Source organism: Clostridium sp. (assembly GCF_022482905.1).
GTDB lineage: Bacteria > Bacillota > Clostridia > Clostridiales > Clostridiaceae > Clostridium_B.
Window position 1 is genome coordinate 1076294 of the sequence record NZ_JAKVOI010000001.1, and the last position, 13527, is coordinate 1089820.

General features: G+C 36.1%; 9 protein-coding genes. 7 read left to right on the top strand and 2 right to left on the bottom strand.

Annotated features, from left to right (window positions below; genetic code table 11):
- Positions 1 to 14 precede the first annotated feature (14 nt).
- Complete coding sequence (locus tag LKE46_RS05415; protein WP_291719145.1) at positions 15 to 1352, bottom strand: O-acetylhomoserine aminocarboxypropyltransferase/cysteine synthase family protein; 1338 nt, start codon at positions 1350 to 1352, stop codon at positions 15 to 17.
- 265 nt (positions 1353 to 1617) lie between these two features.
- Between LKE46_RS05415 and LKE46_RS05420 the strand changes: the two genes are divergently transcribed.
- Positions 1618 to 2067 carry a pyridoxamine 5'-phosphate oxidase family protein gene (locus tag LKE46_RS05420; protein WP_291719147.1) on the top strand — a complete coding sequence of 150 codons (450 nt, stop codon included), beginning with the start codon at positions 1618 to 1620 and terminating at the stop codon, positions 2065 to 2067.
- 40 nt (positions 2068 to 2107) lie between these two features.
- Here the strand turns inward: LKE46_RS05420 and LKE46_RS05425 are convergent, their stop codons facing one another.
- Complete coding sequence (locus LKE46_RS05425) at positions 2108 to 4405, bottom strand: heavy metal translocating P-type ATPase (RefSeq protein ID WP_291719149.1); 2298 nt, start codon at positions 4403 to 4405, stop codon at positions 2108 to 2110.
- A gap of 214 nt (positions 4406 to 4619) precedes the next feature.
- Here LKE46_RS05425 and LKE46_RS05430 point away from each other — a divergent pair, with 214 nt between their 5' ends.
- From LKE46_RS05430 to LKE46_RS05455, 6 genes are all read left to right on the top strand, one after another.
- Complete coding sequence (locus LKE46_RS05430) at positions 4620 to 6014, top strand: sensor histidine kinase (RefSeq protein ID WP_291719151.1); 1395 nt, start codon at positions 4620 to 4622, stop codon at positions 6012 to 6014.
- Between the two features lie 215 nt (positions 6015 to 6229).
- Positions 6230 to 9031 carry a cell wall-binding repeat-containing protein gene (locus LKE46_RS05435; protein ID WP_291719154.1) on the top strand — a complete coding sequence of 934 codons (2802 nt, stop codon included), beginning with the start codon at positions 6230 to 6232 and terminating at the stop codon, positions 9029 to 9031.
- Between the two features lie 217 nt (positions 9032 to 9248).
- Positions 9249 to 10700, top strand: coding sequence for a cell wall-binding repeat-containing protein (locus tag LKE46_RS05440; protein ID WP_291719156.1), 1452 nt, complete (start codon positions 9249 to 9251; stop codon positions 10698 to 10700).
- Positions 10701 to 10770: 70 nt separating this feature from the next.
- Complete coding sequence (locus tag LKE46_RS05445) at positions 10771 to 11958, top strand: sulfite exporter TauE/SafE family protein (protein WP_291719158.1); 1188 nt, start codon at positions 10771 to 10773, stop codon at positions 11956 to 11958.
- Between the two features lie 68 nt (positions 11959 to 12026).
- Entirely contained in the window at positions 12027 to 12770 is a 744-nt protein-coding gene (locus LKE46_RS05450; protein WP_291719160.1) for a hypothetical protein, read from the top strand.
- Between the two features lie 26 nt (positions 12771 to 12796).
- Complete coding sequence (locus LKE46_RS05455; protein WP_291719162.1) at positions 12797 to 13513, top strand: response regulator transcription factor; 717 nt, start codon at positions 12797 to 12799, stop codon at positions 13511 to 13513.
- Positions 13514 to 13527: the final 14 nt, after the last annotated feature.

Genomic DNA, 13527 nt, shown 5'->3' on the forward strand with positions numbered 1-13527 from the left:
TCTATATATATAATTTATTTAACAACATCCTTGTTTACTATTTTTTCAGATTCAAATGCTGCTTTGAAAGCCTGATCCAAATCGTCTATGAGATCTTCTGCATCTTCGAGTCCTATGGATAGTCTTATTGTATTAGGAAGCAAATCTGAAAGTTCTTTCTCATCTGGTGTAAGTTCACTGTGTGTTGTCTTAGGTGAATTGACAATCAGAGATCTTGAATCACCAACATTGGTATGATAGCTGAACAGATTTAATGAGTTCAAAAATTTGTCTATTTCGGAATCAGTACCTTTGAATCCGAAGGTAAATACTGATCCAGCTCCTTTTGGAAGATATTTATCAGCTAATTCTTTATATGGACTGTTTTCTAAAGTAGGATATTTTATCCATGAAACTTTGTCATTTTCTTTCAGATAACCGATTATTTTTTCAGTATTTTCAATTTGTTTCTTGACTCTTTCAGATAAGGTTTCCAGTCCTATAAGTGCAAGATATGCATCAAAAGGACTCAAAGAAGAACCAAAGTAATTCAAATAGTTCATTCTGATTCTCGTAGTAAATGGAAAATCAGGAAATACATCGAGAAAATTTCTGGCATCGTCATTATTATCTCTTAAAGTATAATAAGGTTCCAGAAAATGATTGAACTTGCCATTTGCCCAATTGAATTTACCGCTTTCAAGAATTACACCTGCAATAACATTTCCATGCCCGTTAAGTGCCTTTGTAGCTGAATAAATTACGATATCGGCACCGTATTTTATTGGATTCAAAAGATATGGAGTTGCAAAGGTGTTGTCTACCACAAGTGGAATATCATGTTCATGAGCTACTTTTGCAATTGTTTCTATATCTGATACTGAAGTGTTTGGATTGCTTATGCTTTCAACAAATATAGCCTTGGTATCTGGCTTTATTGCCTTGGCTATAGCCTCTGGATTATTAAAATCGTGAAACTTGTCTATGTTTATTCCAAATTTGGGATAAAGTTTTTTGAATCCGTCAAGTGTTCCTCCATATAAATATGGAGTTGTAAGTATTCTTCCACCGTTTTCTGCAAGATTGAGGAGAGTGTAAGTTATTGCAGCCATTCCGGAACTAACGGCAACTGCACCTGAAGCACCATCCAATTTTGCAACCCTTTGTTCCAGAACTTCAACTGTAGGATTGCTTAATCTTGTGTAAATAAACCCGGGTTCTGTAAATGAAAACAACCTCTTGGCCCTATCTGTACTTCCCAAATCAAATGCGGCTGTTTCATAAATTGGAACTGAAACAGAGTGATTGTGTTTGCTGGAATCATATCCGCCTCTTACTTTTAATGTGTCAAATTTTAAATTTTCTTCTGACATTTTTATTTCCCCCTTATTTTTTGTACCAAAAAAACCGGAGACTACACCATTTAAAAACGATGTAGCCTCCGGTTTGCCGGTCAGCTATAAAGAACATATTATTAATTCTTCTACTTTTTTATATGATAATATAAGTCCATTATTTTGTCAACTGCAATTCAAAAAGATTTAAAACGATAAAAAATATAATGTACTTGTATTAAATTACAAATTATGCTTATAATATATAAAACATAAAAATTATAAATTGGAGGATTGCATAAAGATGAGTGATGTATTGGATGCTGCTGTTAAATATGTGGAACAGTCAAAAACAGGACTACTTGTTACAATAGGTGAAGATGGTGCCCCTTACGTAAGAATAATGGGAGCTTTTTCAAATGATGGTGCAAATTTATATTTTGAGACAGGAAGAAAAAGCAATAAAGTAAAACACATACAAAAAAACCCCGTAGTTACATTCTATTTCCAAAATGAGGGACAGGTCTATGACACCTTCAAGAGTGTATCCATTACTGGAAAGGCGACCGAAGTTCTTGAGAATGATGATGATTTTAAAAAAGCAGTGGATGGAATAAGCGTGAGATATCCGGTGCTGAAGGAAAATTTATCTAAAGGTGGGCTTGGAGATTCAGTTATATACAGGATAAAGGCGCAATTTGTAAAGCTGGCTGATTATACCAAAAACCCTAAAGAAGTAAAACAAGTACTTTAATTAAAATGTGGACTGGTTTTTAAGCCAGTCCACATTTTAATTACTGAAATTTGTATTTTTTGAGACTTAACGAATTCAACAAAACCGATATGGAACTAAAGGACATGGCTGCAGCTCCAATTACAGGATTTAGATGACCTGTTACAGCTATTGGAATTGCAATTATGTTGTATATAAATGCCCAGAATAAATTTTGCTTTATTTTTTTCATTGTTGCCTTCGAAAGCTTTATTGCATCTGTTAAAGCTCTCAAATTTTCATTTAACAGTACAATATCTCCAGTTTCAATGGCAGCATCTGTACCTGAACCCATTGCAAACCCTATATCTGCAGTAGCCAGAGCCGGCGAATCGTTTATTCCATCACCTACCATGGCAACTGATCTGCCTTTATTTTTCAATTTTGAAATTTCATCTGCTTTGTCTTCGGGGTGTACCTCTGATATTATATTTTTTATATTTAATTTGTCTGCAACTGAAAGCGCAGTATTTTTATTGTCTCCTGTAAGCATATAAACGTCTATATGCATTTTTTCAAGAGAATCAACAACTTCTCCGGCATCAGTTTTTATTTTATCTGCAAAGGCAATTACTCCAGCAAGAATTCCATCAATTGCAACAAGTACAGCTGTTTTTCCTTTTTTTTGCAAAAGAATTAAAGTATCCTTTAATTCCGATAAATCTACGGCCTTTTCTTTTAAAAAATCTGCAGTGCCTATTAATATATTTTTATTATCTACAGATGCAGTTATACCTTTACCTGGTACCGCAGTGAAATCATCAGTATGTTTCAATTGAGTTTTGTAATTATGCTTTACATAACTGTATACAGCCTTTCCTAGAGGATGTTCAGAAAATTTTTCTGCCGAAGCGGCTAAAATCAATAAATCTTCCTGACTTTGTATGTTCAATTCATTTGCTCTATTGAATAGGACAGCATCGGTTATGTCAAGCTTACCTTCAGTTAGAGTTCCTGTTTTATCAAATACTACAGTATCAATTTTACATGCTTGTTCCAATGCTGTACCGTTTTTTATCAATATTCCATTTTCAGCTCCTTTTCCAAGCCCTACCATCAACGCAGCAGGTGTTGCAAGCCCGAGTGCGCAGGGGCAGGATACAACCAAAACGGATACAGCATATATTATTGGCAGATTTATTAAAAAAACTTTATGATCGAATATAACGAAGTACCATATTATGAAGGTAAGTGCGGATATACAGAGTATGACAGGTATAAAAATTCCAGAAGCCTTATCTGCAATTTTCTGTATGGGAGCCTTGCTTTCCTGAGCTTCTTCCACCAATTTTATAATATTTGAAAATACAGTGTCATCTCCAACCTTGGTAGCCTTGAAATTAAAGGTACCATTTTTATTCATTGAAGCTCCTGTTACAATATCGTCCTTATTCTTTTCTACAGGAAGACTTTCTCCTGTAAGCATCGATTCATCAACATTGGAATGACCGCTGGTTACAATTCCGTCTACCGGTATTTTTTCACCGGGTTTTACCATTAAGATGTCACCGATACATACTTTTTCCACGGGAATGGTGTATTCAATATTGTTTCTTATTACCCTGGCTGTTTTGGGTTGAAGTTTTACAAGAGCCTTTATGGAATTGGAAGTTTTGCTTTTGGCTATTGATTCCAGATATCTTCCCAGGATTACAAGCGTGATTATAGTTACAGAAGATTCAAAGTACAAATTAATCATTCCCAGAGTATAGGTAAAAGTTTCGAATAATGCAATATAAAGACTATAAAAATAAGCTGTAGTAGTCCCTATTACAACTAGTAAGTCCATGGTAAAAGCCTTGGCCTTCAATGCAAAAAAAGAACTTTTATAAAATCTGGCACCTATTATGAACTGTACTATGGTTGCCAATGTAATCTGAAGTTTCCAGTTGTGAAGAATTGAAGATTTCCATCTCAAAATTTCAATAAAGGCACCCCATTTATTTGCTGAATATGGATCGAAATCACTGTGACAGAAGCCTGTTCCGCCCAGTATCATTCCAAGTATCAATGGACTGCTGAGTACAGCCGATATTATAAATAGATTTCTCAATTTGTTCCGTTCTATTTCTTCTCTTGTGAGGTTTTCTCCTGAAGCTTTTTCATTTTCCTCGCCTACTGAAAATCCCAATGATTCTATTTTTTCTTTTATAGTATCCAGAGATGTGACTTTGCCGTCATACTGCAATTTTGCTTTTTCAGAAGCATAGCTCACATTTATACTGTCTATGCCATTGATCTCGTTGACTGCCGATTCTATTGTAATGGCACATAATGTGCAGGTCATGCCATAGATTTTCAATGCTCTCTTTTCAATCATGCCTTATTTTCCCCCCTATTTTCATAAAAATTAAAGACTAGCAGTCTATCCATACATGGAATCAAACTACTAGCCTCCAGTTATCTGGTCGACAAATATAATTTCTTGTATTCTAGCATGAGTAAGTATCTCTGTCAATATACATCCATTTTAAAATTGACAGCTAAAAATAATTCAATTAATATAGTAAAAAATGATGGAGAGGTAATAAAGAATGAAAATTAGTTTGAGAAAGAAACTTACAGTGTCTTATATTCTTGTTACAATTGTGTGTGTGTTTTTAATAAGCATTTTAATGAATGTACTTCTTGAGAAACAATTTAGGGAATATACAGTACATAATCAGGAACACTCCAATCAGGAAGTGGTTGATTTGATAAGCAGGCAGTATGACAATGGAAAATGGAACAGCACAGGTATAGAAAATGTAGGGGTAAATTATATTGAACGGGGTATGTTTATAAAAGTAAGTGACTCTTATAATAAAACGATATGGGATGCATCCACTCACAATAATGGACTGTGCAAGAAGATGCTTGACGATATGGAAAAAAATATGAACAAGTATTATCCCGGTTGGAATGGAAAATACAAGGATAAACGATATCCGCTTTATCATGATAATGAGAAAATAGGAATTATGACAATAGGCTATTATGGACCATTTTACTACAACAATATCGACCTTACTTTTATTTATAACTTAAAAAATAGAATTCTCATATTTGCATTTATATTTTCGCTTATACTCGCCGAGATATTGGGAACTATAATGGCTCAGATGCTGAGTAAACCAATTGCAAAGATTGTAAGAGCCACAGAAAGTATTTCAAAAGGGCATTTCGATAATTTTGTGGATGAAAACTCAAGTACAGAAGAAATCTATATATTGAACTCCGCCGTTAACAATATGGCAAAAACTTTGAAGTCACATGGGGAATTGAAGAAGAGAATGTCAGATGATATAGCACATGAACTTAGAACTCCTCTGACAACACTCCAAAGTCATATTGAAGCCATGATAGATGGTGTGTGGAAACCTGACATAGAAAGACTTCAAAGCTGTTATGAGGAAGTTGTTAGAATTGCCGGACTTGTAGGGGATCTTGAGATGCTTGGAAAATATGAAAACAGACATAGTAAATTGAGCAGGACAATATATGACATATATGATCAAATAAAAAATATAGTATTTAATTTTCAGGCGGAATTTAAAAATAGAGGCGTGGAAATAAAACTCAATGGGAACAGCCAGGAAATATTTGCTGAAAAGGATAAAATAGGACAGGCAATAGTAAATCTTATATCCAATGCACTTAAATATACACCTAGAGATGGAATGGTATTATTGGATTTGAAAGGGCTGAAAAATGAAATTAAACTGAATATAAAGGATACCGGAATAGGAATTTCTGATGATGACCTCCCATTTATATTTGACAGATTTTATCGTGCCGATAAATCAAGAAACAGGGCAACTGGCGGCAGAGGCATAGGGCTTGCAATAGCAAAAACAATTATAGAATCTCATGGAGGAAGAATAGAGGTAAACAGTGTTCTCAATGAGGGGAGTGAGTTTATAATTTTTCTTCCAAAAAACGTTGATTAAAATGTTGTTAATAAATTATTAATATTTTAAACATGCAATCTACACAATTTGTCTATTGACAAATTTTAAAAATTATAGAATAATGTATCCATAGTAATTTTATTCTTTATAATTTAAAATCAGCTAACTAGAAAACTGGAGGCTGGAATTTTCTTTAATTTCAAATTAGAGAAAATTCCATTTTTTTTATCAAAAATTAAGGGGGAACGGAAGCTATGAAAAGTAAAAAGTTATTGCCGTTTGTTTTGTCTGCAAGTGTTATAGCAGCAGCTTTAGGAAGTGTTTCATATCCATGGAAGGTAAAAGCAGCAGAAGGTTCCGTAACAAGAGCAGGTGGGATCAACAGGTATGAAACGGCAGCAAATGCTGCAAAGTCAAACTGGCCGAATGGAAGTGATTATGCTGTTGTTGTAAATGGTACTAAATATGCGGATGCAGTAAGTGCTTCCACACTGGCAAAGAAACTTGATGCACCAATATTGCTTACAGAAGGTGATGAACTGGATTCAAATGCCAAGGCTGCCTTGAAGACATTAAAAACAAAGAGCGTATATATTGTCGGCGGGGAGGGCGTGATTTCAAAATCAGTTGAAAATTCACTTTCAGGTTATAAAGTCAAGAGACTTCAGGGAAAGGACAGATATGGCACTAATCTTGCAGTAGCAAGGGAGTTGGTTGAAAAAGGAGTCAGCAAGGACAATATACTTGTAGTGGCCGGAGGCAGTTTTTCAGATGCACTGTCGGCAGCACCGGTTGCAGCAGCAAAGGATGAAATATTATTGCTGTCAAGCAATTACAAGGCTTCAATAAAAGACTCCATTGATTTTGCAAAAGGCTCTAATGTCACGGTAATAGGAACTACATACAGCATAAGTGATGATGTGAAAAACGCCTTTTCACCTGCTGCCAAAAGAATAGATGGTGGCGAGGACAGATTTTCAACTAATTTGAAGGTGCTGAATGCCTTCAAAGATGACTTGAATGGCGGCAGACTTTATATATCCTCAGCTTCAAGGAATGCTGCGGACAACCAGTTTGCAGATGCACTTGTTGCATCGGTACTTGCAGGGAAGTACAATTCTCCTCTGTTGTTGGTTGACAGGGAGGGATTAAAAAGTACAAACAATGCTGTTGAGTATATAAAGAACAATGCGGATAAAACTACAGATTTGCAGATAGTAGGAGGTACGGGAGCAGTTCCAGCATCGATTGAGTGCGCGATAAATGATGCAGCATCAGCAGAAAAGTCAGGTAACTCTGATAATTCTAACAATTCAAATGGAAATAATTCTACTGGAGATGATAATGACAGCTCCACATCTCAGACACAGACCTTTACAGGGTATATAACCACGGAAGATGATTTTGCAGCGGAACTTGGAGAGGATACGGCGGACATGGTATATATGAAATTAATGGCGCTGTCGGGACTTGGAATAACCTTCAAGGAAAATGGCAATTGGGTATTCTACTATTTTGATGGTGACATAGCAACAAACAATACAAAGGGAGAAGGAGGAAAATGGACATTTGACGGTACAGGCTCACAGCTGAAGGCATGGAAGCTTGTGGAGAACCAGGTTAAAAACGGGGAAGGTGAAAAACCAGTACCTGTAACGGTAAAAGGAACGCTTGATGGAAGCACGAGAACCAATCCAGGACCTGATGCAGACGGGGAACTCTTCAAGGTTATAAAAGTGAAATCCTTAACTGCAGATTCGGGGAGTTCAGGTACAGAAAACCCACAGCTCAGCGGTATAGCTGTAAGTTCTCCAGCAGACAAACTTGAATATGAAGTAGGGGAGGAACTTGATATAACTGGATTGAAAGTGAAGGGAACATATGAGGATGGAAGTACCAAAGACGAGACAATTACAGAGGCAAATATAACCGGGTTTGACAGTTCGAAAGCAGTGGAGGGACAGGTTCTGACAATTACAGTGGATGGAAAGACAACATCATATAAAGTGAGTATAAAAGATAAAGTTCCGCAGGAGCAGACTTTTACAGGGTATATTATTGACCAGCATTGTTTCAATTCTGATTCAAATCCTGGGAATGATACAAAATCCTGCTTGAAAATGAAAAGCTGTGCAGCAAGCGGATATGGAATAGGAGTTCCTCAAAATGATGGTACCTATAAATTCCACTATTTCGATGGTGAATTTGCTCCAAATGCCACTGGTACGCAAGTAAAGGCATATGAATTAATAGATAAAAGTTCAAAAAATAGCCATATTTCCATTACCGTAACTGGTGAATTGAATGGAGATGTTAAAGTTGTAGACGGTGTAAGTTATCCGGTGATAACTGTATCCTCATTGGCAGAAGGTCCGGAACCAGATCCATCAGAATCAAGTAACCTCAGCAGCATAGCTGTAAGTTCTCCGGCAGATAAGCTTGAATATGAAGTAGGGGAGAAACTTGATATAACTGGATTGAAAGTAAAGGGAACATATGAGGATGGAAGTACCAAAGACGAGACAATTACAGAAGCAAATATAACCGGGTTTGACAGCTCAAAAGAAGTAGAAGGCCAGGTATTGACAATTACGGTTGATGGCAGGACGACATCATATAAAGTGGATATAAAGGATAAAGCACCACAGGTACAGACTTTTACAGGGTATATAACTACGGAGGATGATTATGCGGCAGAACTCAATGAAGATACTGCTTTTATGGTATATATGAAGATGATGGCATTATCTGGTCTTGGCATAACCTATCAGGATGAAGATGGCAAATGGGTTTTCTATTATTTGGATGGTAATATTGCTACAAATAATACTAAAGGAAATGAAGGCAGCTGGATCTTTGACGGCACAGGATCCCAACTGGATGCATGGAATATAGTCGAGGAACAGGTTAAACGCAATAGTGGGGTAGACAAGATGAAACCAGTACCTGTCACAGTAACAGGAATATTAGATGGAAGCACGCAGACCAATCCCGGGCTTGATGCCGACGGCAAATATTTTGAAGTGATAAAGGCACAGTCTATAGCTGCAGATTAAAGTACTTTAATTAATAAATTATTAATATTTTATACATGTAATATCCACAATAATATATTTTTTTAATTGACAATAAGTAAAAATTATATTATTATATAGTTCATAAAAATATATAACTTTATAGCTAACTAGAAAACTAGAGGCTGAAATTTTCTTTGATTTTGAATTAGGGAAAATTTCAGCTTTTTTTATTAAAAATTAAGGGGGAACGGAAGTTATGAAAAGTAAAAAGTTATTGCCGTTTGTTTTGTCTGCAAGTGTTATAGCAGCAGCTTTAGGAAGTGTTTCATATCCATGGGAAGTAAAAGCAGCGGAAGGTTCCGTAACAAGAGCAGGTGGGATCAACAGGTATGAAACGGCAGCAAATGCTGCAAAGTCAAACTGGCCGAATGGAAGTGATTATGCCGTTATTGTAAATGGTACTAAATATGCGGATGCAGTAAGTGCTTCCACACTGGCAAAGAAACTTGATGCACCAATATTGCTTACAGAAGGTGATGAACTGGATTCAAATACCAAGGATGCCTTGAAGACATTAAAAACAAAGAGTGTATATATTGTCGGCGGGGAGGGCGTGGTTTCAAAATCAGTTGAAAATTCACTTTCAGGTTATAAAGTCAAGAGACTTCAGGGAAAGGACAGATATGGCACTAATCTTGCTGTGGCAAAGGAACTGGTTGAAGAGGGAGTAAACAAAGACAATATACTTGTAGTTGCCGGAGGCAGTTTTTCAGATGCACTGTCGGCAGCACCGGTTGCAGCAGCAAAGGATGAAATATTATTGCTGTCAAGCAATTACAAGGCTTCAATAAAAGACTCCATTGATTTTGCAAAAGGCTCTAATGTCACGGTAATAGGAACTACATACAGCATAAGTGATGATGTGAAAAACGCCTTTTCACCTGCTGCCAAAAGAATAGATGGTGGCGAGGACAGATTTTCAACTAATTTGAAGGTGCTGAATGCCTTCAAAGATGACTTGAATGGCGGCAGACTTTATATATCCTCAGCTTCAAGGAATGCTGCGGACAACCAGTTTGCAGATGCACTTGTTGCATCGGTACTTGCAGGGAAGTACAATTCTCCTCTGTTGTTGGTTGACAGGGAGGGATTAAAAAGTACAAACAATGCTGTTGAGTATATAAAGAACAATGCGGATAAAACTACAGATTTGCAAATAGTAGGAGGTACGGGAGCAGTTCCGAAATCGATTGAGAATACAATAAATAACGAAGTGTCAGGAGAAAATCAGACACCGCAGACACAGACTTTTACAGGATATATAACCACGGAAGATGATTTTGCAGCGGAGCTTGGAGAGGATACGGCGGACATGGTATACATGAAAATGATGGCGCTGTCCGGATTGGGAATAACTTATCAAGACAAGGACGGTAAATGGGTATTCTATTACCTGGATGGAGATATTTCTACAGACAATACTGATGGAGCTGACGGCAAGTGGAAATTTAATGGTACGGGCTCTCAGCTGAGTGCATGGAATATAGTTGAAAACCAGATTAAGAGCAATAATGGAGCAGACAAGATGAAACCAGTACCTGTCAAGATAACGGGAATATTAGATGGAAGCACACAGACTAATCCCGGACCTGATGCCGATGGTATAGACTATCCAGTAATAAAAGTACAATCAATAACTGATAACTAAAGAATAATGTAATTAAATACCACCAGGCCCGGCCTGGTGGTTGTGAATTATTTAAAAATAGGAGGGGAGTTTGAATTTGCAGGAATATAAGATCAAAAATATGAATCATAAAATAGGTAATAAACTGGCAATATTAATTGTAATATTAATTTTAATCCTAATCATTTTTTTAGTAACTATATTCAAAATAAATATAGTTGAATTTCTAAAAAATCTGTTCATGCTGAAATATCTGCCAAAGTTGGGGAACAACACAAGCTATATACTGTTGTTTACATTTGGAATATTGACATCTTTTCATTGTATAGGTATGTGTGGTGGAATAAATATGTCACAGACCATCAGCAAGAATGGTACTGCAACTCCAAATTCAGCATTCAGGCCTGCCCTGTTCTATAATATCGGAAGAATAATATCCTACACTATTGTGGGTGGAATTGTTGGAGGACTCGGAGGAATAATTGGATTTTCTGGTATGCTGAGGGGAATCGTTCCTATTGTAGGCGGCATATTCATGGTTATAATGGCAATAAATCTGCTTGGAATCTTTAAAGTTCTGAGAAGAGTAAATATCACAGTGCCATCCTTTTTTGCTAAAAAAATTCGTAGAAATAACAATTACAGTCCTATAATTGTTGGATTGTTAACGGGCTTAATGCCATGTGGACCAATTCAAATAGTCGAATTATATGCTCTTGGAACAAGAAGTGTGATACTTGGTGCCGCTTCCATGTTCTTTTTTTCAATCGGTACAGTGCCCTTGATGTTTATGTTCGGAATTTTAAATACTATTTTAACTAAAAATTTTTCAAAAATAATCTTGAAAGCCAGTGCTGTACTTGTACTATGTCTTGGAATAGCCATGATAGGCAGAGGATTTTCACTGTATGGTGTCTCTGTAGGAATGAAGAACATGCCTTATGGAAATGGGAAGGGATTTTCGGCTATTGAAGGCGGAACCCAAAATGTAAGGACGGAACTTGAAAGTGACAGCTTTACTCCTATTGAAGTGATAAAAGGAATACCTGTGAAATGGAATCTGCATGTTGACGAAAAAAATTTGAACGAATGCAACAAGGCAATTCAGATTCCAGAATACAATGTAAAAAAGAATTTGAAGGTAGGAGACAACATAATCGAATTTACTCCTGATAGAGGTGGAGAATTCGTGTATACCTGCTGGATGGGCATGATAAAGAGCAAAATTACAGTTGTAGACAGCATTGACAAGTTGAATCAGGACAAGACTAAAAATTAAATTTAAATTAAGAAGGAAGGTGAAAACTGTTATAATATTGTGCTATAATATTGTAACAGCAGATATTTATGAAGAGGAAAAATCAAATTGTAGTTGGAATAATTGCAGCAATATGCTTAATTATAGCTGGAAGTGTATGGATTATAGAGGCAAATTCGTCTAAAACTGAAGCTGGAAATAAGGATAAAAGTTCTATGAACAGCAAACAAATGCTGCAGTCACAACATTCAAATCATAATGCAGAGAAAACTCAGGAAAAAACTGTAGCCGTGGATAGAACAAAATCTTCAGCAAAATCAGAACTGGATAAAGAAGGCAAAGTTGAACTTAATAAAAAATCTCAATCCAATACTGTAAATTCACAGCCGGAGGAAAAAACTTCTGATATTTCAGATAACAATAGTAGTAAATCTACAGCCAGGTCTGTTAGTATTACCGGATATATTACTTCAGAAGATGATTTTGCAGCTGGACTTAAAGAAGATACTGCAAATATGGTATATATGAGATTGATGGCTCTGTCCGGACTGGGAATAACCTTTCAGCAAAATGGCAGCTGGGTATTTTACTATTTTGACGGTAATATTGCTTCAGACAATAAAAGTGGTAAAGACGGAAAATGGACTTTTAATGGTAGTGGATCGCAGTTGACTGCATGGAATATTGTCCAGAAACATGTAAAGGAAGGTAAGGGCAAATATCCGGTTCAAGTTACGGTAAAGGGAGTATTAAAAGGAAACACCGGTACTAATCCGGGGCCGGATGCTGATGGCAAAAAGTTCCCTGTAATAACTGTTGAATCCATAAATTAAAATAGGATTTGAATGGAGTCTTGGTTATGAAAGAACAGAAAAGAAGAATACTTGTAGTAGATGACGAGATAAAAATTGTGGAAGTTGTAAAATCATATCTTCAGAGAGATGGATATTCTGTATATTCTGCATACGATGGAAATACCGTTATGGATATGTTTGACAAAGTAAATCCTGATCTCATGATTCTGGATCTTATGCTTCCGGATATTTGTGGAGAAAAACTATGCAGTATTTTAAGAAAGAAGTCCAAGGTGCCTATCATAATGCTTACAGCCAAAACTTCAGAATCTGATATACTCAATGGATTTGACATAGGAGCAGATGACTATGTAATAAAACCTTTCAGTCCAAAACAGCTTGTGGCAAGAGTGAAATCACTTCTAAGAAGAACAGTGGATGATAAAGATATTATGGATTACATAATTTCCATAGATAACGGCAGGTTGACAATAAACAACTCAAGCTATGAAGTTAAAAAATCAGGCAGTATAGTCAATCTTACCCCTGTTGAGTACAATATACTTACAGTTATGGCAGGACATCCTGAAAAAATTTTTACAAGAGAAGAATTGATATCCATTGTACTGGGAAAAAATTTTGACGGATATAACAGGGCTATTGATTCACATATAAAGAACTTGAGACAAAAAATTGAAGATAATTCCAGAAACCCTGTATACATTTTGACTGTAAGAGGAATAGGTTATAAATTTGGTGGAATTGTAGAAAAAAGATATTGACATATTCAATAATA